We start from the raw sequence: 26,382 nt of genomic DNA, 5'->3' as shown, positions 1-26,382 counted from the left end.
ACGGCAGAGGACCTTGTATCGGTTACGGCTGACAAATAAACGGCTGGAGAGGTGTAGTTGTGTTTAAAGATTTATTCCAAAAGAAGCGTAAATACGCGACCATCCCTTCGGAACGGGCGCTGAGCGGCGATCAAGCGGACATGCCGGATCGTCCCAAACGGGAAATTCCCGAAGGTCTTATGACCAAATGTGGCAAGTGTGGAAGTATTCAATACAGCAAAGAACTAGAGAAAAATTTGAAAGTGTGTCCGGTGTGCGGATACCATATGCGTTTGAATGCTATGGATCGCATTCGCATGGTGCTCGACGAAGACACGTTTACGGAATATGATGCCGATATGATTTCGGTTGACCCGCTGGACTTTCCGGGATATGCGAGCAAGCTGGAGCAACAGACCCTGAAATCTGGCTTGCGAGAGGCTGTCGTTACGGGCGACGGCCTTATTTATGGACATCCTGTTGTCGTTGCTGTGATGAGCTTTGACTTTTTTACTGGCAGTATGGGTTCGGTCGTAGGAGAGAAAATTACCCGCGCCATTGAGCAAGCAATAGACAAGCGTCTGCCGCTAATTATTTTCTCAACTTCCGGCGGGGCACGTATGCAGGAAAGTATTTTAAGCTTGATGCAGATGGCCAAAACAAGTGCTGCTCTTGCTCGTCTGGATGAGCAGGGCTTGCTGTATATTTCTGTTATCACCGACCCGACTACAGGTGGAGTGTCCGCCAGCTTTGCTACGCTTGGAGATATTAATATCGCGGAGCCAGGAGCTGTATTCGGCTTTGCAGGGCGTATTGTAATTGAACAGACAATCAGACAGAAATTGCCGGATGATTTTCAAACATCCGAATTTAATTTGCAGCATGGACAATTGGATATGGTTGTACACCGCAAGGAACTGCGTGATACCCTCGGGCAACTGCTTGATCTGCACAGTGTGAAAGGGGTGGAATAGATGGCTGGTGAATTGTCTTATGAAAAGCCCCTGGTCGAGATGCGACAGAAGATCGAAGAACTCAAGCAATTCGGACAGGATAAGCAAATTGATTTTACAGATGAAATCAACCGTCTCGAGGAACGTTATCTCGAGATGGAAGAAGAAATATATTCGAACATTACAGCACCACAAAAAATGCATTTGGCCCGTCATCATCAAAGACCAACGTCTCTTGATCTGATTGAGCAGGTGTTTACGGACTTTATTGAATTGCACGGCGACCGCTTGTTTGGAGACGATCTGGCGGTTGTGGGCGGGATTGCCAAGCTAAATGGTATTCCGGTGACCGTCATTGGCCAGCAGCGTGGTAAGGATACGAAAGATAACATTGCACGTTTTTTCGGTAGTGCCCACCCGGAAGGATTCCGTAAAGGCTTGCGTCTTATGCAGCAGGCTGACAAATTCAAACGCCCTATCATTACATTTATTGATACGAAGGGCGCTTATCCGGGTAATACAGCAGAGGAGAGAGGTCAATCGGAAGCGATTGCCCGTAACTTGCGGGAGATGGCAAAGCTTTCGGTGCCTGTTATTTGTGTGGTCATCGGCGAGGGTGGAAGCGGCGGTGCGCTTGCGTTTGCAGTCGGTAACCGTGTGCTGATGCTGGAACATGCCATTTATTCGGCCATTTCTCCAAACGGCGCAGCCTCGATTCTATGGAAAGATGCTTCCAAGGCGGATCAGGCAGCTGAAGCCATGAAGATTACGGCTAATGACCTCCTGCGCATGGAAATTATCGAGGATATTGTGCCGGAGCCGAAAGGGGGCGCGCATCGTAACTATGAAGTGACTGCTGCCGCAATCAAGGAGCTATTGGAACGTCATTTGGCAGACCTTACGAATATGAGCTGCGATGAATTGAGGGAAGATCGGTATCAAAAATTCCGAAAAATAGGTCAATACACCTTCTTGAAACCTGCGGAATCTGAACCTATGTTGTAATACGTTGTAAACGGGTAACAATAAATATGACGAACTTCCTATACAAATAGGAAAAAGTGTAGTAGATTTAATTGTTGGAAAAAGATATAAAGAGTAGCACCTTTGAAAACGGAGGAAAAACCCAAATGCGCAAAACTAAGATTGTATGTACCATCGGTCCTTCCAGTGAGTCATTGGAAAATGTGAAGAAACTGATTTTGGCTGGTATGAACGTAGCCCGCCTGAATTTCTCTCACGGTGATTTCGAGGAGCATGGCAACCGGATTAAAAACATCCGTCAAGCTTGTAAGGAGCTTAACAAAAACGTTGCTATTTTGCTCGATACGAAGGGGCCGGAAATCCGGACAGGAAAGCTCGAAGTTGAACCTATTGAGCTTGTTCAGGACGAGTTCATTACGCTGACAACGGAAGAAATTCTCGGTACGCAAGATCGTATTTCCATTACGTACAAAGATCTTCCCTCGGACGTGGAGCCCGGCTCCACCATTCTGATCGACGATGGTCTGATCGGACTCACCGTTATTGAAGTATCAGGCACTGAAATCAAATGCCGCATTGTTAATGGCGGAACGATCAAAAGCAAGAAGGGCGTTAACGTTCCAGGCGTTGCTATTTCTTTGCCTGGTATTACCGAAAAAGATGCTAATGATATCATTTTCGGTATTGAGCAGGACATTGATTTCATCGCGGCTTCTTTTGTTCGTAAAGCAAGTGACGTTCTGGAAATCCGTGAATTGCTGGCGAAACACAACGCAAGTCATATCCAAATCATTTCCAAAATAGAAAATCAGCAAGGTGTTGACAACCTGGATGAAATTTTGGAAGCTTCGGATGGCCTGATGGTTGCTCGTGGTGATCTCGGTGTGGAAATTCCTGCTGAAGAAGTGCCTCTGGCGCAAAAATTGATGATTAACAAATGTAATGTAGCTGGCAAGCCTGTTATTACGGCAACACAAATGCTGGATTCCATGCAACGTAACCCGCGTCCGACTCGTGCGGAAGCAAGTGACGTGGCGAATGCTATTTTTGACGGAACAGACGCAATTATGCTGTCCGGCGAAACAGCTGCGGGTAAATATCCGGTAGAATCCGTACTGACGATGTCACGTATTGCAGAAAAAGCTGAGTCCTCTCTGAACTACCGTGATTTGTTCAAGAAACAAAGAACGGCTCAAGAAATTAGTATTACAGAAGCAATCAGTCAATCTGTTTCTATTTCTGCACTTGACCTGCATGCCAAAGCGATCCTGACGTCCACACAAAGCGGAACAACGGCGCGTATGATTTCTAAATACCGTCCTGAAGCTCCGATTGTTGCTGTGACAACACAGGAAAGAACAGTTCGCCGTTTGGCTCTGATCTGGGGCGTACATGCAGTACAAGGCAGACCAGTCGTTGACACAACAGATAGTCTGTTTGACAACGCACTGGAAGGCGGTCGCAAATCTGGCCTCGTTAAAGAGGGCGATTTGGTTGTAATTACTGCGGGCGTACCTCTTGGTGATTCCGGTTCTACGAACCTGATCAAAATTAGCTGCGTTCCAGCACAAGCGTAATTAAAGTCTCCATGACATAATACCGAGGCTGTATTGTTACAACAAGCAAAAGAGCATTCAAGTCAATAAGACTTGGATGCTCTTTTTTTTATGTTCTCTAGCTTTTCATTTCCAGCCTTCTCGTCGTATGAAATCAAGAAATGCCTGTTGCATCAAGTTCATGTGTGTATCTTGTTGATACACGATGTTTATTTGATAATGGCTCCTTTGGTTATCAGCCTCGGGATAAGGGAGCCATTCCACCGAGGGAGCAGCATTTTCATTATTATCCACTCCGCTTGCAGGAAAGAAGGCAAGCGCTTCTCCGCCGCTTACGACTTGCTTTACCGCTTCCCAAGAGTTGATTTCCAGATGAGGCTTAACTAGCGAGGAATACTGATCTACAACTGATGAACCGCTATATTTTACCCATGTGTGCTTGTCCAGCACATCGGGTCCATCGACCTCCTCAAATTTGAATGCAGGTGCAAGTGCAGATGCAGAACGGATAACTCCTACTTGATCAGAAGCCACTGGCTCTGCCACCGTATACTCTGGAAGAGAATCTCTATCGTCGAGAAAAGCAAAATCAATTTCCCCCTGTTTCAGTAGCTGCTTAATTGCATCCGGGGATTGAATCTCCAACTGAATACGACAATCTGGATATCGTTGAGCAAACTTAGTCATCAAAGTGGGGAGGAGATACGTACCTGATATCGACTCTGCACTCAGATGTAATTGTGCCTGTGACTCTTTTGTCAGTTCATCTACAGCTTGTCTAGCTTCTTGTTCCAGAGAGATGATCTGCTTTGCGTAAGGTAATAATTTTTTTCCAGCTTCCGTTAGTATAATCCTGCCTTGTTGAAGAGAGAATAGGGAAACACCCATTTCCTTTTCCAAGCTTTTCATATGAAAGCTGACAGTAGGTTGTTTGACTTGCAAAGCTTCGGCCACATCCGTCGCCTTATGGAATTTGTCGATCAGCATCAAAATACGCAATTTTAGAATATTCATGGAATTCAACAGCTCTCCTTATATGTCATTCATATGTGAATTTCAAACTATAGATTAATTATATACCGAAAAATAATTTATCTATCAATATTTTATATTTGTTTTACAAAACCACGTCGTTCGTCTAACATTCCAGGCCTACAATGTAAAAGTGTTGATGGTCATAAATAAAAAACCGTCACTTAACTAAGGGGAGGACAATAAAAAATGTTGAAAAAATGGCCGTTCATTCTGATGACTCTCACCATGGTATTTGCACTTGCAGCTTGCGGATCAGGTAACAATGCTGCACCACAAGGAGAAGCTGCTACAGGAACAGACAATAAAGCAGCTGCTGAACTGACAGGGAACATTCTGGCTGTTGGCTCCACTGCACTTCAACCATTGGTAGAGCAAGCGGGACAAAAATTTATGGCTGTCGATAAATATAAAGGCATTGCAGTTCAAGTGCAGGGCGGCGGTAGCGGTACTGGCTTGACTCAGGTTTCCGGCGGACAAGCGGACATCGGTAACTCCGACGTGTTTGCAAAAGAAAAACTGGAGAGCGGCGCAGATGAGCTGGTCGATCACCAAGTAGCTGTTGTAGCCATGTCAGCGGTAGCGAATCCTAAAGTAGGCGTTACAGACCTGAAAAAAGATCAATTGGTACAAATCTTTACAGGTAAAATCACGAACTGGAAAGAAGTTGGCGGTGCAGATCAAAAAATCGTTATCGTAAACCGTCCAAGCAGCTCCGGTACTCGTGCAACATTTGAAAAATACGCATTGGGACAAAAAACGGAAGATCTGCCGGGCTCCATTCAAGAAGATTCCTCCGGTACTGTGAAAAAGCTGATTGCTGAAACACCGGGTGCGATTGGTTATCTGGCTCTGTCCTACATCGACAACACAGTAACTGCTTTGAAATACGATGGCGTTGAAGCTAACGTTGAAAATGTAGAACAAGGTAAATATCCAGTATGGGCTTACGAGCATATGTACACTAAAGGTGAGCCAAAAGAGCATGTGAAAGCATTCCTGGACTACATTCTGTCAGATGAAATCCAAAAAACGGATGTCGTAGACTTGGGATACATTCCAGTAGCAGGTATGCAAGTGAAACGTGATGCTGACGGTAATATCACGAAATAAGGAGAGTCACACCTCCTGTTCGATGAACGCAGCTAACGCGAGTATATTCACGAAGAAGAGGCGGACTAGCGTCCGGCCTCTATTCTTCGGTTAAAGGAGTTACAGTATGGAACCAATTGAAGGGAAGGCATACATGGAACAGAATAAACGATCCCGAGTTATGAAAGAAAGACATTACTGGGAAGAATGGACCGGCCGCATATATACGTCGGTTTGTGTCGTTTTTTTAGTTGCAGTCATTGTCTCCATCGTATATTTTGTTGCCTCCAAAGGTGTAGCTACATTTGCGGTGAATGGAGTCAGTCTGCGAGAGTTTTTCTTTGGAACCAAATGGAGCCCGGATGGCGAACCTAAGTCCTTCGGCGCGCTTCCGTTTATTACGGGTTCTTTTGCAGTAACCATACTGGCGGCTTTAATTGCCAGTCCACTCAGCTTATGTGCGGCTTTATTTATGACGGAAATCGTGCCGAAATCGGGTAAACGTATCCTTCAACCTGCGATTGAATTATTATCCGGTATTCCGTCTGTTGTATATGGCTTTGTCGGCTTGACCGTGATCGTCCCGCTGCTGCGGAACGTGTTTGGAGGACAAGGCATCGGCATTCTGGCAGGCTGCCTAGTGTTGTCAGTCATGATTTTGCCGACGATAACGAGTATTATGGCAGATGCGTTGTCTTCCTTGCCGGGGGGGCTGCGTGAATCCTCTTATGCTTTGGGTGCTACTCGCTGGCAGACAATTGCCCGTGTTATTATTCCGACGCTGTTGCCTGCTCTTTTAACAGGAATTATTCTCGGTATGGCTCGTGCCTTCGGAGAAGCGTTGGCTGTACAGATGGTAATCGGGAATGCTCCGCACATACCGCATTCCTTGCTGGAATCCGCTTCGACCTTGACCAGCGTCATTACACTAAGCATGGGCAATACAGCGATGGGCTCCGTTCATAACAATGCTCTCTGGAGCATGGCGCTTGTTCTTCTGCTCATGACATTCATTTTCGTGCTGCTGGTAAGGCTGCTTGAAAGGAGAAACCGGGTTTGATGAAAGCTAAAACGACCGACAAGATCGCTACATTTGTAATCTGTTTCTTCGCCTTGTTCATTGTTGCACTTTTGGTTGGATTACTGGGCTTCATTTTAGCCCGCGGAGTCAGTCATATTTCTTTTGACTTTTTAACCAGTGCTCCCCAAACATTACGTGCAGGCGGTGGTATTGGCCCGCAACTATTTAATTCCGTATTTTTGTTAATCTTAACTTTGATTATCACCATTCCGATTGGCTGGGGCGCAGGTATTTACATGGCGCAATATGCAAAGCCGGGGAAAATTACGGACTTTATACGACTTGTCGTCGAAGTATTGTCCTCCTTCCCGTCTATCGTCATCGGATTGTTTGGACTACTACTTATCGTAAATACGTTTGATTTTGGCTTTTCCCTCTTATCAGGAGCCTTGGCTTTGGCCGTATTTAACCTGCCGCTGATGGTTCGCACAACGGAGCAGGCTTTCCGAGCTGTGCCGAAGGAGCAAAAGGAAGCTGGACTTGCGCTTGGACTGTCCAAGTGGAAAATCATCACCTCCATTTTGTTGCCAGCTGCGCTGCCAAGCTTGATTACGGGTACCATTTTGGCCGCAGGCCGTATTTTCGGGGAAGCCGCAGCATTGCTGTTTACAGCAGGGATGAGTACGCCGCCGCTTGATTTTACTGATTGGAATCCATTGCATGCCAGATCGCCTATTAACCCGATGCGACCTGCTGAGACATTGGCTGTCCATATTTGGAAGGTCAACAGTGAGGGGATTGCTCCCGACTCCAAAGATATTGCTGCAGGCGCTTCTGCCGTACTGGTGCTGCTTGTGCTTGCATTCAACTTGAGTGCAAGATGGTTCGGAAGAGTTGTATACCGCCGTCTGACAGCTGCCAAACGTATGGATTAGAAAGGGGATGGAGAACAATGGAACATGTGATTACGCGAACGGTAAAAACCGCCGCACCAGCAACATCCGTTCAGTCTACGCGTTCGGAACAGCTTGCGGGGCAACCGCCGCATCCGTTCAGTACTGAGGATTTGAGTATTTATTATGGCAGCTTTGAGGCTGTGAAAAAAGTGAATCTGGCCTTTCCGGAACAGACAGTGACTGCCCTGATCGGGCCTTCCGGCTGCGGTAAATCGACCTTTTTGCGCTCCCTTAATCGGATGAATGATGAGATTGCGTCTTCCTCTACAACGGGACATATCTGGATGGATGGACAGGATTTGACGGCACCGGAAACGGACGTGATCAAGCTGCGTCAGCAAATTGGCATGGTGTGGCAACGTCCCAATCCTTTTTACAAATCCATTTACAATAATATCGCCTTCGGCCCCAAATACCGTGGGGTGCGCAAGAAGAAACAGCTTGATGAAATCGTCGAAAGCAGCCTGCGTAAAGCAGCATTATGGGATGAGGTCAAGGATCGCCTTCACGATTCCGCTCTGGCGCTGTCTGGCGGGCAACAGCAGCGGCTTTGCATTGCACGTGCACTATCCGTTCAGCCGAAAATTCTATTGCTTGACGAGCCAGCTTCCGCGCTGGACCCTGTGTCTACAGGCAAGGTAGAAGAGCTCATCACCGAATTAAAAAAAGAACTGCGCATCGTTATTGTGACGCACAATATGCAGCAGGCTGCACGAATTTCCGATTATACTGCTTATTTTTATATTGGAAGTCTGGTTGAACATGGGAAAACGAACGATATTTTCACGAATCCTGAAAATGAGCTTACTCAGGAGTACATCATGGGTCGATTTGGTTAAGCGATGTTGCTCATCGACCTACTATATATGAGCTGCACGTAAAATCCTCTTACTAATCCAGCATTAGTAAGAGGATTTTTATTGTGTTCAACATTTTGTAACTTTTTTAATCTATTAGTAAATTAAAATATATTGATCGTTTGGGTATATTTTCATATAATACAACTAACTATTTATCATGCATAAATAGTGGTTTAGTTCCCCTCGCTATCAAAAAGAATCTTCTGCAAGAGTAAATAGGGTTAAACTGAACACAATTACCCAAATCAAAATAAGGGAGAGGGTTCAAATGAAGAAGAAGATGTGTCCAACCGTAAAGATGATAGCGCTTTCAAGTTTGGTAATTACAGTAACGTCAGGACTCCTAAGTCCCTCATGGGCTGCGGCACAGGAGATGGTGCCGACTACATATGATTCAGGACGTGAATCGGCGACTGCTTCTTATGAACTTACCACAGATTCAGCTGTGCGACGGGACGTTTATGGTGGTGATGTAAATTCAGGTGTTTTGGATCGTGAGCCATTATTTGGGCTGTCGGCTGTGGCGAAGCCAACCGCTGTTGTGAATACAGACAGCCTCCTGAACAAAATGCGCGACTTTAGCAAGTTTTCTACGGGGAATATATCCAAGGATACGACGCTTGCCTTAAATATTGTATCCTGGCAATTGCCGCATGGCGGATTCTTCAAAGCTATGGAAAAGAATTATAAATCTAAATGGGATGGCAAAGCTGCACGCTCCACATGGAAAAGCAAGGATGGTGTTGAACTCGGAACGTTTGATAACGAGGCCACGACAACCGAGATTCGTTTTTTAGCGGATGTATACAAAAAAACCAAAAATAAAGATATTAAGAACAGTGTACAAAAAGCAGTCGACTTCGTACTAACCTCTCAATATTCCTCAGGTGGCTGGCCTCAAGTATACCCTAAACGTGGTAATTATTCCGATGCTGTAACTTATAATGATGATGCGATGGTCAGAGTTATGGTTTTGGCTGACGATATTGTGAACAAGAAGCAGCCGTTTGATAGCGATATTCTGGATAACTCTTACCGCTCCAGACTTCAGCAAGCGCTAAACAAAGGTATCCAGTACACAATTAAATCTCAAATTGTAAATAATGGTACACCAACAATTTGGGGGGCACAGCACGATCCGGCTACTTATGCATCTGTTGAAGCCCGGGCATTTGAGTTACCTTCCAAAACAACTACAGAATCAGTAGGCATTACTGCTTTTCTCATGTCCCAGCCGCAAACCGCTGAAGTGAAAAAAGCGGCTCAGAGTGCTTTGAAATGGTTTGACGCGAACCGAATCGACGGTATCAAATACAATCGTCAAGGTCCGGAGTTTTTCCAAAAGGACGCATCGAGCGTAATGTGGTATCGGTTCTATAACGTGGAAGACAATAAATATTTCTTTTCAGACCGGGATGGCAAAAAGTATACCGACATCATGAAAATTAGTGAGGAAAGACGACTTGGTTACGCCTGGGCGGGAAGCCAGGCTAAGAGCTTGCTCAAGCTGGCTTCGGATAGCGGATATTATAAACTGTCCAAGCCGTTGCCACAATAATAAAGGCATTATTATATATGATTGGAGAGGGCGGACCGTTCGGTCTGCCCTCTTTTTGTTCCCGGGCTGTAAATATGGTTTAATGGAGAGAGGGCAAAATAGAGATAAAGATGCACAAAGATAGGAGAGCTTGTATGACTCAAGAGGAGAAACAAACGGAATTACGCTGGTATGGCGCACCGCTACGCGTCCGTTATCAGGAAAGCGACCAGATGGGGGTCGTATATCATGCGAATTATTTGAACTGGTTTGAGATCGGGCGCACCGAAATGATCCGACAGGCGGGTTTTAACTATCGGAGTATGGAGGAACGAGGAGTCTTGCTGCCAGTTATTGAAATCAATGCGAAATATGCGAGTCCTGCTCGATATGATGATTTAATTACCATTTATACTGCAATTACGGACTTCTCCAGATTACGTCTAAACTATATCTATGAGGTTCGACGGGTAACGGAAGATGAGCATCAAAGGTATATGGGAAAGGTATGGACCCAGGCAGACACGCTGCCGGGAGAATTGCTTGTCACAGGGATGACACGGCACGTATGGTTGAACACCGAATGGAAGCCCGTTCGACTGGATCAGGCGCTACCTGAGCTGTACACTGCATTAAGGTTTGCTTTTACAGGCGGGGAGGGACAGAAGTCATGATGATGCGTAAACGTCTGTGGCTGTTGCTGCTGCTCATTCCTTTGGCGGAGCTGTACGGGTTTATATGGGTAAGTCACTGGATTGGAGCGGGCAAAACGATTTTACTCATCATTCTGACGACCCTAATCGGGGCTGCCATGATGCAATTTGAAGGTCGTAAGGTGATTGCCGATGCGAAAAATGAAATGAACCGGGGACAAATGCCCGGCCGTAAAATGCTGGATGGATTATGTGTCTTTTTCGGTGGGAGTTTGCTGCTTATCCCTGGATTTTTAACAGATATTATTGGTTTTACGTTGGTGTTTCCTTTAACACGAGCGTTGTACCGACGGTTTTTATTGAAGTGGCTGGAGAAAAAAATGAAGAACGGCAGTATTACGTTTCGGCGGTTTTGACGTGAGCTGCCGTTTTTCCTATCCCTGATTTAGCGGACTCTTCCAGCGAGAATATAGTTGCGCAAGTCCTGAATGACATTCGCGCGATTCAGTGCATCAACGACAATGAGTGATACAGGTCCGATAATTAGTCCTAAAACGCCAAACAGCTTGAGCCCGATGAACATACCGATGAGGGTGGGAAGCGGGTTCAAGCCCACGCTGCTGGCCAGCACCTTAGGCTCCACGATCTGTCGTCCAATCAACAGGATGATATAAAGGATCGACAATCCTACTCCTAGTGCCAAATTACCAGACATATACGCATACAGTATCCACGGAATCATCACAATGCCAACCCCCAAATAAGGTAGCAAGTCCACCAGCCCGATCATCAAACCGATGGTAAAGGCGGATTCCACACGCAATATGAACAGCCCAACAATGACCGTTAATGCCGTAATGGATATGATAATGAACTGTGCGCGCAAATAGCCGTACAGTGCTTTACGCAAATCGTGCCATATATCCGACAATGGCTTGCGAATCGTATCAGGAATCGTGTTTGAGAGCATCCGACTATGTCGGTCCCAATCCTTACTAATAAAAAAGGCTGCTAATACAATAACCATTAGAACTGCTCCCATATTAGGCAGAGAGGTCAGCAAGTTCAAAACTCCATTAAAAAATTGAGCGACTAGCGTAGTGACAGCCGAACTGACAGTTTGAGTTGTCTTATCAATATTACTGTTAATGGTATGTTGGTAATCTGGATTATCCCGGATGAAATGGTTAATTTCAATAATTACATTTTGAATCAAATCGCTTTGTGTCCAATCGATAAATAGACTTTTAAAACGCTCAATATGTCCGTCAAAAGTCATGGCCAACTTTATAACTTCACGGACCATGCGGGTGATTGCAGCAGATAGGATAATTGCAATTCCACCTAAATATACAAATAATGAGACCGTGACAGCCGTCCAACGTGGCATACGGGCTTTGCTACGCAGAAAACTAACCAGTGGATTCATGGCATAAGCCACAAGCCAGGCGAATAGGAAAGGATAGACGAGAGGGAAAAGCACATATATGCCCAGTAACAGAGCTACAATCACGATTGCCACCCATAGAGCACGAAATATGCGATTCAGGATTAACCGGCTCAAGCTCTCACGGCTCCTTTCTTTTACGATAGTTTTTCATAAAATAAATGCTCTACTATACATATGCGGGAAAGGGGGGAGACAAGACCTGTGTAAAAAAGTGCAAATGAATCAATATTTTTTGTAAGGGGTTTCAAAAATTTATTTATGGAAGCGATAAAACATTTGAATGTGTTGGAATAGCCCTCAATGTTCACATAAACGACAAAATCCAGTATAGTGAAAGAAGGTTTAAATATTGACATATGGCGTTAACATTACTCAGCTATTTAAAAGACATATCTTACTTTTGAAAATGTTTACATTGCAAGTCCGTTCACAATGTTTTTACAAAGGAGAGATGTAACGATGACAGCGACTAAAGGTCTGGAAGGGATCGTAGCGACCACTTCCTCCATAAGCTCTATCGTAGATGGCGTTCTCACGTACCGGGGTTATAACATTGATGATTTGGCTGTTAACGCCGATTTTGAAGAGGTAGCTTATTTGTTGTGGTTTGGAAAATTACCTGATAAAGAGCAATTGCAGGAGCTTCGCAACCAGTTAAGCGAATACGCTGCTATTCCGGATGAAATTGTTACTCAATTAAAGTTATATCCGAAAAATTTGAGCACGATGGCTGCCTTGAGGTCAGCCGTATCGTCTCTCGCTTTGTATGACCCAGAGGCGGATGATATGTCGAGAGAATCTAATGTGACCAAAACCGTCAAGCTTCAGGCGCAATTGCCTACCATTGTGGCAGCTATAGCACGTATACGCGAGGGCTTGGAGCCGATTGCGCCTAAAAAAGGTATTTCCATCGCTGAAAACTTTTTGTATCAGCTGACTGGCAAGGATCCAGAGGAGACGGCTATTAAAGCGTTCAATCAGGCTCTCGTGTTGCACGCCGATCATGAATTAAATGCGTCTACCTTTGCTGCGCGTGTAACGGTAGCCACATTGTCGGATATTTATTCCGGAATCACGTCTGCTATTGGAGCTTTAAAAGGACCACTGCATGGTGGGGCCAATGAGGCTGTGGCCAAAACGCTGGAGGAGATTGGTGGCTTGGATCAGGTGGACTCCTATATTCAGGCGAAACTGGATAACCGCGAAAAAATTATGGGCTTTGGACACCGAGTCTATAAAAACGGTGATCCGCGTGCCAAGCATTTGCACAAAATGTCCCGCGAGCTGGGGGAAATGAACGGCGACACAACGTTGTTTGATATGTCAGTTCGAATTGAGGGAATTGTAACAGGGCAAAAAGGCTTGAAGCCCAATGTGGATTTTTATTCTGCCTCTGTGTATACCCAGTTAGGTATCAAGAGAGACCTGTTTACACCTATTTTTGCTGTGAGTCGTGTATCTGGGTGGACCGCACACATTTTAGAACAGTATGAAAATAACCGCCTGATTCGTCCTCGCGCCGAATATACAGGTCCAATGGATCAAAAATATGTATCACCAGAGTTGCGCTAACCCTTTGTTGAAGGAAGATTGAGGTTGTATACCCTGAATTTAAAAAATAAGGTACAATAGAGGGGACGGCGAGAGATGTACGTTTTTGTCTGTGATAAAGATCATGTCTTTCGTCCTGTACCCATTCATATCTGAGGAGGAAAAGGAACTTATGGCGAAATTTGAAAAGTTTGAGCTCCCAACTGAAGGCGAAAAAATTACGATTGATAACGGTCAACTACGGGTTCCGAACCATCCGGTAATTCCGTTTATCGAAGGTGACGGCACAGGTCGCGATATCTGGAAAGCTTCCAAGCGCGTACTGGACGCAGCTGTAGAAAAAGCATATAACGGCAGCAAAAAGATTGCCTGGTATGAAGTATTCGCTGGTGAGAAAGCTTTCAATACATACGGCGAATGGCTCCCTAACGATACTTTGGAAGCCATCCGTGAGTATATTGTAGCCATCAAAGGTCCACTTACAACACCTATTGGCGGTGGTATCCGTTCGTTGAATGTGGCATTGCGGCAAGAACTGGATTTATACGTATGTCTGCGTCCTGTTCGTTATTTTAACGGTGTTCCTTCTCCAGTGAAACGTCCTGAATTGGTAGACATGGTTATTTTCCGTGAGAACACAGAAGATATTTACGCGGGGATCGAGTATGCTGAAGGGTCCGAAGACGTGAAAAAGGTTATTCAGTTCCTCCAACAAGAGCTGGGTGTGAACAAAATTCGTTTCCCTGAAACCTCTGGTATTGGCATTAAGCCAGTTTCTTCCGAGGGTTCAAAGCGTCTGGTACGGGCAGCCATTCAGTATGCTGTTGACCACGGACGCAAGAGTGTCACGCTCGTACACAAAGGTAACATTATGAAATTTACCGAGGGCGCCTTCAAAAACTGGGGTTATGAAGTGGCTGAGGAAGAATTTGCAGATAAAGTATTTACTTGGGCCCAATATGATGTAATCAAGGAAAAAGACGGTGAGGATGCGGCAAATGCAGCTCAAAAAGCGGCTGAAGATGCAGGCAAAATCATTATTAAGGATGCGATTGCTGATATTGCACTTCAGCAAGTACTGACTCGTCCTTCTGAATTTGATGTAATTGCTACGCTCAACCTGAACGGGGACTATCTGTCCGATGCTCTTGCTGCCCAAGTTGGTGGAATTGGTATTGCGCCAGGTGCAAACATTAACTATGTAACAGGGCATGCTATCTTTGAAGCTACACATGGTACAGCTCCAAAATACGCCGACAAAGACGTAGTGAACCCTGGTTCCGTAATTCTGTCGGGCGTAATGTTGCTTGAACACTTGGGTTGGAAAGAAGCGGCTGACCTGATTTATAAAGGGCTGGAGACGTCCATTAATAAGAAGATTGTAACTTATGACTTTGCTCGTCTGATGGATGGTGCTACACAAGTGAAATGCTCCGAGTTCGCAGATACCATTATTAGCAACCTGTAAGGAAGGGGAATACCACTTGTCCATTCAACGTAAAAAAATATCCATTGTTGGCGCCGGTTTTACCGGTGCCACTACCGCATTGCTGCTGGCTCAAAAGGAGCTGGGTGATATCGTACTGATCGATATTCCGCAACTAGAGAATCCGACCAAAGGCAAGGCGCTTGATATTTTGGAGGCCGGTCCGGTACAGGGATTTGACAGCCAGATCACGGGCACTTCCAGTTACGAGGATGCAGCTAACTCGGATATCGTCATTATTACAGCCGGGATTGCACGCAAGCCGGGTATGAGCCGTGATGATTTGGTAAATACGAACGCAGGAATTGTAAAATCCGTTTGTGAGAACGTGAAGAAGTATGCGCCGGATTCTATCGTCATTATTCTGAGTAATCCGGTAGATGCTATGACCTATACTGCTTATCAAACGCTTGGATTCCCGAAAAATCGGGTTATTGGCCAATCAGGTGTGCTGGATACAGCGCGATATTGTACCTTTATTGCACAAGAACTGAACGTTTCCGTCGAAGACGTACGCGGCTTCGTTATGGGTGGTCACGGTGATGATATGGTGCCCCTGGTACGCTATTCCAGCGTTGGAGGTATACCTATCGAAACCCTGATTTCGCAGGAACGTATCGAAGCAATCGTACAACGGACACGCGGTGGTGGCGGTGAGATCGTCAACCTGTTGGGTAATGGTAGCGCATATTATGCACCGGCAGCTTCGCTTGCACAGATGACAGAAGCGATTGTAAAAGATAAAAAACGGATTATCCCGGTCATTGCCTATCTGGAGGGAGAGTACGGCTATCAGGATTTGTTCCTTGGCGTACCGACACTTCTTGGCGGTAATGGTATCGAAAAAGTGTTCGAGTTGGAATTGACAGCCGAAGAAAAAGCAGCGCTCGATCAATCCGCCGAATCGGTCCGCAGTGTGATTAAAATAGTTACTGTATAGATTCAATTTTCTACTAAAACGGTATACTTTTACTTGAAGAGGTGTTCCCAAGCCATAGTCATGGCCATCGGACACCTCTTTTACTTTTAAACGGAATATAAGGAATCTATTCGTTTTCTTTCTTATTTCCTTTGCTTTGGACCACTTCCCCGGTATAATAGAGTTCATATGCATTGATAGTTACATGAGGATTTTTCAAAAATCCTTACATAGAAAAGCATGTCCCAAAACACTGAAAAGATGGTAGTCATTCGTTGGAATATGATCGTTCTATGGAAAAATAGTTTGTGAGAAAACAAAGAAATGGAGGTTATAAAGAATGTTTTTTATTCACATTATTGGATCACTGGCGATGGGTTTTTATTTATTGCTCCCCTTCGTTGTGGGCAAAATCGACAAATTGGCTCCAAGTGCGCAGGAAGGGACGATATCGGCTGTACAGCTATTAAACCGTCTGGCTCAATTTGCACTGATTCTTGTACTTATTAGCGGCATCTATATGATTTTTGTTTGGGATTCTTATTCGGTAGCATGGATCGTTGTTGTGTTGGTGTTGTTTCTTGCCATTTCTGGTATTGCTGGTGCTATGGGTAAGCCATTACGCTTGTCACTGGAAGCGGTTCGTAACCAACAGCCGATTACGCAATACGCTGGTAAAATGCGGATGTTCAGCACGCTGCTGGCTGTCTTCATGATTCTAATTACGATTTTAATGGTATACAGCCATATTATTTAATTATGCATTTGGTGAGAGCCTATAATCCAATGATGACAAATGCTAAATTGAAAAAAACGGTCTGTGCTGAATAAGCATAGGCCGTTTTTTTGTGTGCTCAAATAACTACATTTTTCTTTTTTCGTTTAACGAATAACTTAGCGTGGTAAATCAGGAGTAGAGTGGATGCAAATGTTGCATCCTAAAAAATATCTAATTTTGAAGGGAGAATGTACAATGCCTAAAAGTAATCAACCTCAGCAAACTTTGCCCCCACAGCATCAAGACCAACAACCGGGGATTGAGTCCAAAATGTCGCCTGCACCTCAGTTTGAAAAACCAACTTATAAAGCCGCTGGCAAGCTAACAGGTAAAGTTGCACTTATTACTGGTGGGGACAGTGGAATTGGACGGGCTGTAGCTGTCACATATGCCAAAGAAGGTGCGGACGTAGCTATCATCTACTTGAATGAGCATAAGGATGCGGAAGAAACAAAACGTCAGGTAGAGCAGGAGGGGCGCAAATGCGTATTGATTCCTGGTGATATCGGAGATGATCAATTTGCCAAAAAAGCGGTTCAACAGACGGTTAATGAGTTGGGCAAGCTCGACATTGTCGTGAACAATGCGGCAGAGCAGCATCCACAACAAAAGCTGGAGGATATCACCAAAGAACAGTTGGAGCGCACGTTCCGTACGAATATTTTCGGTATGTTCTTCCTGACGCAAGCAGCATTGCCGCATTTGAAGAAAGGGAGCACAATTGTCAATACAACATCGATTACCGCGTATGCTGGGAATAAGACACTCATTGATTATTCCTCCACCAAAGGGGCAATCACATCATTCACTCGTTCCCTTTCGCTCAATTTGGCGGATCAAGGTATTCGGGTGAACGCTGTAGCACCAGGACCGATCTGGACACCGTTAATCCCGTCTACCTTTGATGCCAAGACAGTCAGCGAATTTGGAGGAGCACAGCCTATGAAGCGCCCGGGTCAGCCGGAAGAATTGGCGCCAGCTTATGTGTACCTTGCTTCAGACGATTCGTCTTATGTAAGCGGGCAGGTTATTCATATCAATGGCGGTGAAGTTGTAAACGGATAAGAGGATAAGGAAAAGGTTGGGGCAGTCTTATGCTCCGGCCTTTTTTTCTTTTCACAGTGGAACATAATGTAGGCAGCCTGTAGAATGAGATTAACTTACATAAAAGGATGGGCAAATTTCTATGAAATCGTTTCGTTTCAGGCTTACCCTGATCATGCTGATTTTGATTGGCGTATCTGTCCTTGCTGCTGGAATCACGATGGGACAAATCTTTAAAAATTCGAATATGAAGGTGCTAGAGGAGAACATGGGACGGGAGATAGACCTGCTTCGTGCTACATTCCCTTTTGTGAATGCAGATGCCCTGTCCAGTACGGATTATGTCTCTTATTATTCTCAAAAGGCGAAGGAAATTGCCCGTTTGACGGAATCGCGGGTGACCTTCATTCGCAAGGACGGGACGGTGGTTGGCGATTCGTTAAGCGATCCGCGTAAGATGGAAAACCACGCATCTCGTGAAGAAATTCAGCAAGCCTCAACAGAGAGAATCGGACGCACGATTCGTTACAGCGAAACCTTGCAGCGGAACATGCTATACGTTGCAGAGCCTGTTGTATCGGGCAAGGGCTTTGACGGATATATCCGTTTGTCCATGAGTCTGAAAGCGGTGGAGGAGGGAGTACGCCGCGGCTGGACGGCTATCGGGATTGGACTCGTGTTGCTATTTCTTGCTGCTGGATTGGTGAGCTATCGTATTGCCCGCAGTCTGACCTCGCCTATTGAGCATATTACAGGGGTAGCCAACCGCATTTCAGGACTGGATTATGACGCAAGGGTTGGTGTGCAGCGCCGGGACGAAGTAGGGCAACTGGGGGAAGCCATTAATCGTATGGCTGACAGTCTTCAAAACCAAATGAAAACGATACGTGACAATGAGGATCTACTCCAGAGCGTCATGAGTAATATGACAGGCGGGATTCTAATGATTGATGCAAGTGAGTCTATTGCGCTTGTAAACCGTGAGTCTGAGCGAATGCTCGGTGTCGTGGGTAAACGGGTGACGGACAAGCCGTATCATGAGCTGAAGAAGCACTATGAGCTCACAAAGCTAATTGAGGGCAGCATACAAAGCCGAGAAAGGCTGCATGGTGAGGTTCATTTGTACAATCCCGAGGAAAGACTCGTGTTGCTGGATGGTGTTCCGATGTATGAGGATGAAGGCGGATACCGGGGGATGCTGTTCCTTTTACAGGATATTACGGCTATTCGACGGTTGGAAAATATGCGGAGCGAATTTGTGGCAAACGTTTCTCATGAGCTAAAAACACCAATTGCCGCAGTCAAGGGTTTTGCCGAGACGTTACTCGGTGGCGGGGTTAAAGATGAGGAGACGGCCCGTTCATTTTTGCAAATTATATATGATGAAAGCGAACGATTGAATCGGCTGATCGGTGACATTTTGGAGCTATCCAAAATTGAATCCAAGCGTTCTCCGCTGGATTGCTCGCCGGTGCACGTTTCGTCGTTCATAGAATCATTGCTGGAAAAACTGAACAATGTAGCTGCCAAAAAAAGAATTACGCTACACATGGATATCCCGGATGAGCTGTTTATGGAGGCGGATGAAGATAAGCTTCAGCAGATTTTCCTGAACCTTTTGTCTAATGGTATTAACTATACACTTGATGGTGGCAAGGTAAAGATTAAGGTTTTAACGATCCAGCGGGAGAATGGCACGGAAAAGGTCGTATTTACAGTCAGTGATACAGGTATTGGAATTCCAAAGAAGGACCTGCCACGTATCTTTGAACGCTTTTACCGGGTGGACAAAGGACGCTCGCGCAACTCTGGCGGAACGGGACTGGGATTGTCGATCGTCAAACACTTGGTCGATTTGCATCATGGCACCCTTTCGGTGGAAAGTGAGCTTGGATTGGGTACCACATTTACAGTTGAATTACCGCTATTGCAACAGGAAGAATGAACTATAACCTTTTTTACATTCTGTTAACAATGCCGTGATAAAATAAACGGGTGTCGCATGAGTATGGAAAAGATTTCTGGATTTTGACCAATGCGCCTTTAATAGGTAAACAGGAGATGAAGTTATTTATGGGACAACGCTTGCTGGTTATTGAGGATGAACCAACGCTTGCCAGATTGCTATCCTACAATTTGATACAAGAAGGCTTCGAAGTGGACACGGAGGATCATGGCAGTGCAGGGTTTGAAAAAGCCTCCAGAGAATCCTACGATTTGATCCTGCTGGATTTGATGCTGCCGGGAATGAACGGTCTGGACATTCTGAGCAGACTTCGCCATCAGGGGCTGACAACGCCTATCATTATTTTAACGGCCAAAAACGGCGAGGCCGAGGTTGTCCAAGGGCTGAAGTCGGGTGCAGATGATTACATCACGAAGCCTTTTGGCGTTTCTGAGCTGTTGGCACGTGTAACGGCTGTGCTGCGAAGAACTTCCGGCGGGGATGAAGGAGTGCTGTCTGATCAGAAAGATAGCTCCAAAATTCAACTGGGCGAGCTGGAGATTTATCCTGAGAAATATGAAGTCATTCTTGGAGGTCAGTCTATCAGCCTCAGACCAAAGGAATTTGAGGTACTTCTTTATTTGTCCCGCAAGCCGGGTGTGGTCCTGACCCGGGATGATCTGATGAATGCTGTTTGGGGTTTTGACTACATTGGTGGTCAACGAACCGTGGATGTGCACGTCAGTTCCTTACGTAAAAAGCTGGAGCTGGATCCCGACTCGGTTCATATCGATTCGATCCGTGGAGTGGGGTACAAGCTGGTTGTAAATAAAAAAAGAAGCGCTTCTCATTTATTATAAATGAGGAGCGTTTTTCTTTATCCAGGGAAGTGTCCGACGACTTTTGTGTCCATTTCGTGATTTTACATTTCATTAACAAAAATAGACGCTAGAATCAACAAATGACCGATATGATGTTCCCGTCACTCCAAGTAGTTAAAAAAAGGGGACTTCAGAACGATGATAACGGAACCAAAGACCCAGCCGAGTTCCACTGCCGTGATTGAACGTGAAGCATACAAGCCGATTACTACCTATGTGTCATGCCGGGAGGTTCCGATCATTGGTACGGATATGTCTTGTAAAGAACTGTTAGGACTTATGAAAACACAGGAGGATATACCTTGTGTCATTGTTGTGGATAAAAATGATCTCCCATTGGGCATTATTATGAGAGATGCGTACAATCGCCATTTTACGGGCAGATTTGCTGCGGCGTTGTTCTATGACAAGCCTGCGGCCATATTTGCCGATCCCAATACATTAATTGTGGATCTGAAAAGCCAGGCATCGGACATTGTGGAACTGGCGATGTTGCGTGAAGATCAGCGTTTTTACGATTGTGTGTTGATTAAGGAAGGAACACGGTTACTCGGCGTACTCACAATTCGTGATATCCTGTCGGTTGTGCAGCGAATGCAAAGAGAAGCGGACGAAGAGCGGGGCGATGTGATTCGGCATAGCTATGACGGAGTCCAGCGTATTCAGCTGACTGTGCTGGATGCAGCTAAAGAGGCCGATGACAGTGTGCGGCTAACCCGGTCAATGAGTGAGTTATCCCGCCGTGGCAAAGTAGAACTGGAAGATGTTTTGCTCTCCTATCGTGCAGTCACGGAGCAAATGAAGCGCCAGCATGAGCAGATGACGGCGTTGACCCAATCGCTGAATGACATTGCGGGCATGACCTCATCCATTCGTGCACTGGCAGATCATAGCGGACTGCTGGCGATCAACGCGTCCATTGAAGCGGCGCATGCTGGCGAACACGGACGAGGCTTTCAGATTGTGTCTCAAGAGGTGCGGAATATGTCACTCCAGACGAAAGCCTTTTCCACGCAGATTACAGGCTTACTCACCCATATCGAGCAAATGCTGCGTGACACCGCTGAACTGACGGATACGAGTATGCAGCAGATTCATACAGGCTCTCAATATATTTCTGCCGGAACACAAACTTTTGCCAAACTACTGCAGGCTGTCAATGAAATTGAAGCCAAAAACAGTGAAATGTCCCGTTCCGCAGAGGAAGCGGCTTTGAATGCAGCCGAAATAGCGCATGAGCTAGAGCTCATGTTAAGTTCTTGATCATTTTACATACCGTTAACAAATCCACCACACTAAATTTACACACAGCTTATATAATCTTCATATTGTGCAAATCAGGTGCAATGCTTGAGGATCATAACTGCAACACGAAGGAGATCATAAATCCATGAATGATTCCGTAATCCGGATCGATAAGCTGAATTTATATTATGAGAAATTTCACGCGCTGAAACATATAAACCTCGATATTCCTGAAAAAACGGTAACTGCCTTCATCGGCCCGTCCGGCTGCGGCAAATCAACCCTGCTGCGTACGCTGAACCGGATGAATGATATGATACCGGGAACGCGTATTGAAGGCACTGTGAGTATCGCAGGTCAGGATATATACGGCGATACTATGGAAGTAGAAACTCTGCGTAAGCAGGTGGGAATGGTTTTTCAACAGCCTAACCCATTTCCCAAATCGATTTATGATAACGTGGCCTACGGCCCGCGTCTGCATGGAGTTCGGCAAAAGGACAAGTTGGACGAATTGGTTGAGCAAAGCCTGCGGCAGGCGGCACTTTGGGAAGAGGTCAAGGATTTTCTGAAGCGTTCTGCTCTGAGTTTATCCGGTGGACAACAGCAACGGTTGTGCATTGCCCGGGCGCTTGCTGTACAGCCAGATATTTTGCTTATGGACGAGGCGACATCTGCGCTGGATCCGATCTCCACGATGAAAATTGAAGAACTGGTTCAGGAATTGCGAGACACGTATACCATTGTCATGGTGACGCATAACATGCATCAGGCAGCGCGTGTGTCCGGTCGAACTGCGTTCTTTTTGAATGGTGTTGTGGTGGAAGCGGCGGATACGCAGACGATGTTTTCCACGCCGCAAGATTCACGTACAGAAGATTATATTTCAGGGCGATTTGGCTAAAGCCTACAGATGAATATGCCAGAAGGGGTGACTTCGAAATGATACGTAGAAAAGGTTTTGATGAAGGGTTAGATGAACTGAGAGCCGTACTGCGCGAAATGGGTGCACACGTTTCGAAGGCGCTCGATCAGGCCATTGAATGTTTGCAGACCAAAAATACAGAATTGGCTCAGCAGGTGGTCAAAAATGATGCATCCCTTAATACGCTGGAAGAGAATATTCTCGATATGGGTTCCAAGCTCATTATTACCCAGCAGCCGGTAGCAAAGGATTTGCGCCGGATCATTGTTGCATTTAAAATTTCCAGTGATCTGGAACGAATGGGCGATTTGGCGCTTGATATTGCCAAGGTGACACTTCGCTTGGAAGGGCAGCAGATCATTAAGCCGCTGGTGGATATTCCGCACATGGCTTCCATTGTTAAAGAAATGATAGATGATGCGATCAAATCCTATTTGGATGAAAATACAGATCTGGCCTACAAAATGGCCAAAGAGGATGATCGAGTAGATTCCATGTATAGCCATATGATCAGCGATTTGTACGCCTTTATGGTAGAAAAGCCGGCAGAGGCTTCACAAGCCATGCTGCAACTGCTTGTAGGACGATACATTGAACGAATTGGTGACCATGCTACGAATATCGGTGAAAGCACTGTATATCTCGTGACAGGGGAGAGACCAGATTTGAACCAGTAGAGCTTTCAGGTATATAGCGGTTGTTTCTGACCCAGACTTGTCTTTGAGCAAAAGGCAAATTTGGTTAGGAAGCAGCCGTTTTTTTCTGAAAAAGGAGTCTTGTATGTTAAGATAGGAAGAGAAATGCGTAAAACGTAAGAACGTTACGAATGCATTGATGAACTTGCGAGGTGCTAAATGGATAAACTCATGCTTATAGATGGTAACAGTATCATTTACCGGGCGTTTTTTGCTATGCCACCGTTAACGAATTCGAGCGGGCAGCAGACGAACGCGGTGTACGGATTTACGACGATGTTATTGCGGCTCTTGGAGGAGCACAAACCAACACATATTCTGGTTGCCTTCGATGCTGGTAAAATAACGTTTCGCCATAAAGGATACGAGGATTACAAAGGTGGACGGGAGAAAACACCGCCAGAGCTGTCCCAGCAATTTCCGTTGCTGAAAGAGCTATTGACCGCTTTCGGCATTGCTCAGTTTGAACTGGATGGCTATGAGGCGGACGATATTATAGGCACCCTCTCCAAGACAGCGGACGAAGCCGGTTTCAATGTGCTGGTCGTGACCGGGGACAAGGATATGCTTCAATTGGCTTCAGATCATGTCACAGTCGGCTTGACCCGCAAAGGGGTTACTGAGGTGGAGACGTATGGACCTGAGCAAATTCAGGAACGATATGGCCTGAAGCCGCTGCAAATTATTGACCTTAAGGGTCTGATGGGCGATACGTCGGACAATATTCCTGGTATTCCCGGCGTGGGTGAAAAAACAGCGCTCAAGCTGCTGCATCAATACGGTTCAGTCGAAGAAGTGCTGGCGCACACGAATGAGCTGAAGGGCAAAATGAAAGAACGCGTAGAGACACATGCCGATGATGCGCGAATGAGCAAAGATTTGGCGACCATTTATCGGGATGTAACGTTGGACAAGCAGCTAGAAGATGTGGCTTTTGGCGGGCTGCAAGCAGAAACGGCCGGGCCAGCTCTGGCGAAGCTAGAGTTCAAGTCCTTGCTGGAGCGTTTATCCTTTTCAGGTGAGGTTGGCAGTACTGGGGTAGACGTAGAGGAAGCCGCGGCTGACGTAACAGTGCTGGATGAGCAGCGGATTAGCGAATTGGTAGAAGTGTTGGATCATGTGGATGTGCTGCATGTTGAGACGCATGGTGATAATCCGCATCATGCTGACATCGTAGGTCTGATATTTGCCGCAACGGGGCAGCAGTATTTTATGACGCTGGATGTACTGCAAAGCGGTGCAGCTACACCTATTCGCGAATGGCTTGCTGACCCTGAACGAAAAAAACGTGGTCATGATCTGCATCGTACGGATTTGGCTTTACACTGGCATGGAATTGAGTTTGCAGGGGCCGAGTTTGATGTGCAACTGGCAGGGTACTTGTTGGACCCGACCGATGCAAACCAGACATTGAGCGGATTGGCAGCCAAATATGGTTTGTCTTCGATCCGTCCAGACGAAGAAGTGTTCGGTAAAGGAGCTAAATATAAAGTCCCTGACGTGGCTGTACTTTCCGATCATGTGGCGCGTAAGGCAGCGGTGATTGAAGCTTTGGTGCCTGTACAGCAGGCGGAGCTGGAAAAAACGGAAATGCACAAGCTGTTTCATGAGCTGGAGATGCCGTTGTCCCGCATTTTGGCGGATATGGAGAAGCAGGGCATTTTGGTGAACGTAGAAGAACTGCGCGCTTTGGGGAAAGAATTTGAAGCCCAGATTGCAACGTTGGTGGGTGAAATCTACAGCATTGCCGGAGTAGAGTTCAATCTGAATTCGCCCAAGCAGTTGGGTGAGATTTTGTTTGATAAACTGGGTTTGCCTGTCATTAAAAAGACGAAAACGGGGTACTCGACCGATGCGGAGGTATTGGAAAAGCTGGCCCCCTATCATGATATTGTGCAAAATATTTTGCAGTACCGCACCATTGCCAAACTCCAATCGACGTATGTCGAAGGATTGTTGAAAGAAATTTCGGAGAAAACAGGTAAGGTGCATACGTATTTCCGGCAGACCGTTGCAGCAACTGGACGCTTGAGCAGTCAATTTCCGAATTTGCAAAACATCCCGATTCGTCTCGAAGAAGGACGCAAAATCCGCAAAGTATTTGTTCCGTCCGAACCGGGCTGGTCTATTTTGGCGGCAGACTACTCACAGATCGAGCTGCGGGTGCTGGCTGATATTTCGGATGATGAACGTTTGAAGGAGGCCTTTGTCCACGATATGGACATCCATACCAAGACCGCATCCGATGTGTTTGGGGTAGCAGCGGAAGATGTGGACTCTAATATGCGGCGTTCTGCGAAGGCAGTCAACTTTGGGATTGTCTATGGGATCAGTGATTATGGTCTGTCACAAAATTTGAATATTACGCGGAAGGAAGCGGCTCGTTTTATCGACCAGTATTTTGATGTGTTCCAAGGCGTTCGCCGTTACATGGATGATATTGTGAAGGATGCGAAGCGGGACGGCTACGTAAAAACGCTGTTGGAACGCAGACGCTATTTACCGGAGATTAACGCCAGCAATTTCAACCTGCGTTCATTCGCTGAGCGTACAGCGATGAATACGCCGATTCAAGGTACCGCAGCCGATATTATCAAGTTGGCGATGGTACAGATGGATGAGGTCTTACGTGAACGTAAACTTCGCAGCAGAATGCTGCTCCAAGTACATGATGAGCTTGTGTTCGAGGTTCCGCCTGAAGAAATGGAAACGATGAAAGAGCTTGTCCCGGCTACCATGGAAGCCGCATTAAAGCTGGCTGTGCCGCTCAAAGCCGAAGTAAGCTATGGCAGCAATTGGTATGAGGCCAAGTAATATATTTCAATGAGTAGATAGTCCCA

General features: G+C 45.9%; 23 protein-coding genes. 21 read left to right on the top strand and 2 right to left on the bottom strand.

What is annotated here, in order from left to right; genetic code table 11:
• The first annotated feature begins 59 nt into the window (after positions 1–59).
• The 3 genes from accD (at position 60) to pyk (ending at position 3,493) form a co-directional block, all read left to right on the top strand.
• Positions 60–953 carry an acetyl-CoA carboxylase, carboxyltransferase subunit beta gene (gene accD, locus WA407_RS06185; RefSeq protein ID WP_013309586.1) on the top strand — a complete coding sequence of 298 codons (894 nt, stop codon included), beginning with the start codon at positions 60–62 and terminating at the stop codon, positions 951–953.
• Positions 954–1,937, top strand: coding sequence for an acetyl-CoA carboxylase carboxyltransferase subunit alpha (locus WA407_RS06180; protein ID WP_336076980.1), 984 nt, complete (start codon positions 954–956; stop codon positions 1,935–1,937).
• Between the two features lie 125 nt (positions 1,938–2,062).
• The gene (gene pyk, locus WA407_RS06175; protein WP_023987907.1) at positions 2,063–3,493 is read left to right on the top strand and encodes a pyruvate kinase; all 1,431 of its coding nucleotides are present in this window, start codon (positions 2,063–2,065) and stop codon (positions 3,491–3,493) included.
• Between the two features lie 105 nt (positions 3,494–3,598).
• On the opposite strand, the gene WA407_RS06170 is transcribed toward pyk, so the two are convergent.
• The gene (locus WA407_RS06170; protein WP_336076979.1) at positions 3,599–4,486 is read right to left on the bottom strand and encodes a LysR family transcriptional regulator; all 888 of its coding nucleotides are present in this window, start codon (positions 4,484–4,486) and stop codon (positions 3,599–3,601) included.
• Positions 4,487–4,693: 207 nt separating this feature from the next.
• Between WA407_RS06170 and WA407_RS06165 the strand changes: the two genes are divergently transcribed.
• From WA407_RS06165 to WA407_RS06135, 7 genes are all read left to right on the top strand, one after another.
• A complete protein-coding gene (locus WA407_RS06165; RefSeq protein WP_039269889.1) occupies positions 4,694–5,617 on the top strand; it encodes a phosphate ABC transporter substrate-binding protein in 924 nt (307 codons plus the stop codon).
• Positions 5,618–5,723: 106 nt separating this feature from the next.
• Positions 5,724–6,656, top strand: a complete 933-nt coding sequence (gene pstC / locus WA407_RS06160) for a phosphate ABC transporter permease subunit PstC (RefSeq protein WP_013370343.1) — start codon at positions 5,724–5,726, stop codon at positions 6,654–6,656.
• The gene (gene pstA, locus WA407_RS06155; RefSeq protein WP_023987910.1) at positions 6,656–7,552 is read left to right on the top strand and encodes a phosphate ABC transporter permease PstA; all 897 of its coding nucleotides are present in this window, start codon (positions 6,656–6,658) and stop codon (positions 7,550–7,552) included. Before pstC ends, pstA begins: the two co-directional genes overlap by 1 nt.
• 17 nt (positions 7,553–7,569) lie before the next feature.
• Positions 7,570–8,412 carry a phosphate ABC transporter ATP-binding protein PstB gene (pstB, locus tag WA407_RS06150; RefSeq protein ID WP_061828683.1) on the top strand — a complete coding sequence of 281 codons (843 nt, stop codon included), beginning with the start codon at positions 7,570–7,572 and terminating at the stop codon, positions 8,410–8,412.
• Positions 8,413–8,701: 289 nt separating this feature from the next.
• Positions 8,702–9,991: a pectate lyase gene (gene pelA / locus WA407_RS06145; protein ID WP_336076978.1), complete on the top strand. Its 1,290-nt coding sequence runs from the start codon at positions 8,702–8,704 to the stop codon at positions 9,989–9,991.
• A gap of 134 nt (positions 9,992–10,125) precedes the next feature.
• Positions 10,126–10,644 carry an acyl-CoA thioesterase gene (locus tag WA407_RS06140; RefSeq protein WP_235307971.1) on the top strand — a complete coding sequence of 173 codons (519 nt, stop codon included), beginning with the start codon at positions 10,126–10,128 and terminating at the stop codon, positions 10,642–10,644.
• Positions 10,641–11,039 (top strand): FxsA family protein, encoded by a 399-nt coding sequence (locus WA407_RS06135; RefSeq protein WP_013309596.1) that lies wholly within the window; start codon positions 10,641–10,643, stop codon positions 11,037–11,039. Before WA407_RS06140 ends, WA407_RS06135 begins: the two co-directional genes overlap by 4 nt.
• Before the next feature lie 29 nt (positions 11,040–11,068).
• On the opposite strand, the gene ytvI is transcribed toward WA407_RS06135, so the two are convergent.
• A complete protein-coding gene (ytvI, locus tag WA407_RS06130; RefSeq protein WP_235307972.1) occupies positions 11,069–12,187 on the bottom strand; it encodes a sporulation integral membrane protein YtvI in 1,119 nt (372 codons plus the stop codon).
• Between the two features lie 345 nt (positions 12,188–12,532).
• Here ytvI and citZ point away from each other — a divergent pair, with 345 nt between their 5' ends.
• The 11 genes from citZ to polA all read left to right on the top strand — a co-directional run bounded on the left by citZ (position 12,533) and on the right by polA (position 26,356).
• Positions 12,533–13,645 carry a citrate synthase gene (citZ, locus tag WA407_RS06125; protein WP_028542893.1) on the top strand — a complete coding sequence of 371 codons (1,113 nt, stop codon included), beginning with the start codon at positions 12,533–12,535 and terminating at the stop codon, positions 13,643–13,645.
• Positions 13,646–13,796: 151 nt separating this feature from the next.
• On the top strand, positions 13,797–15,092 hold the full coding sequence (icd, locus tag WA407_RS06120; protein WP_069291602.1) for an NADP-dependent isocitrate dehydrogenase: 1,296 nt from the start codon (positions 13,797–13,799) through the stop codon (positions 15,090–15,092).
• 16 nt (positions 15,093–15,108) lie between these two features.
• Positions 15,109–16,050, top strand: a complete 942-nt coding sequence (mdh, locus tag WA407_RS06115) for a malate dehydrogenase (protein ID WP_061828678.1) — start codon at positions 15,109–15,111, stop codon at positions 16,048–16,050.
• A 319-nt stretch (positions 16,051–16,369) separates the two neighbouring features.
• Positions 16,370–16,786, top strand: a complete 417-nt coding sequence (locus WA407_RS06110; RefSeq protein WP_013370353.1) for a hypothetical protein — start codon at positions 16,370–16,372, stop codon at positions 16,784–16,786.
• 216 nt (positions 16,787–17,002) lie between these two features.
• On the top strand, positions 17,003–17,872 hold the full coding sequence (locus WA407_RS06105) for an SDR family oxidoreductase (protein WP_165175973.1): 870 nt from the start codon (positions 17,003–17,005) through the stop codon (positions 17,870–17,872).
• A gap of 121 nt (positions 17,873–17,993) precedes the next feature.
• Positions 17,994–19,796, top strand: coding sequence for a two-component system histidine kinase PnpS (gene pnpS, locus WA407_RS06100; protein ID WP_336076977.1), 1,803 nt, complete (start codon positions 17,994–17,996; stop codon positions 19,794–19,796).
• A 128-nt stretch (positions 19,797–19,924) separates the two neighbouring features.
• Positions 19,925–20,656, top strand: a complete 732-nt coding sequence (locus WA407_RS06095; protein ID WP_013309604.1) for a response regulator transcription factor — start codon at positions 19,925–19,927, stop codon at positions 20,654–20,656.
• A gap of 159 nt (positions 20,657–20,815) precedes the next feature.
• Positions 20,816–21,940 (top strand): methyl-accepting chemotaxis protein, encoded by a 1,125-nt coding sequence (locus WA407_RS06090; protein WP_254327782.1) that lies wholly within the window; start codon positions 20,816–20,818, stop codon positions 21,938–21,940.
• A 127-nt stretch (positions 21,941–22,067) separates the two neighbouring features.
• Positions 22,068–22,826, top strand: coding sequence for a phosphate ABC transporter ATP-binding protein PstB (pstB, locus tag WA407_RS06085; protein ID WP_029516628.1), 759 nt, complete (start codon positions 22,068–22,070; stop codon positions 22,824–22,826).
• A 38-nt stretch (positions 22,827–22,864) separates the two neighbouring features.
• On the top strand, positions 22,865–23,524 hold the full coding sequence (phoU, locus tag WA407_RS06080; RefSeq protein ID WP_025721993.1) for a phosphate signaling complex protein PhoU: 660 nt from the start codon (positions 22,865–22,867) through the stop codon (positions 23,522–23,524).
• Between the two features lie 177 nt (positions 23,525–23,701).
• Positions 23,702–26,356, top strand: coding sequence for a DNA polymerase I (gene polA, locus WA407_RS06075; RefSeq protein ID WP_336076976.1), 2,655 nt, complete (start codon positions 23,702–23,704; stop codon positions 26,354–26,356).
• Positions 26,357–26,382: the final 26 nt, after the last annotated feature.

Source organism: Paenibacillus sp. 203 (genome assembly GCF_037027525.1).
Taxonomy (GTDB): Bacteria; Bacillota; Bacilli; order Paenibacillales; family Paenibacillaceae; genus Paenibacillus; species Paenibacillus polymyxa_B.
The sequence above is the reverse complement of the archived record's forward strand: the minus strand, read 5'-3'. Positions and strand labels throughout refer to the sequence as shown.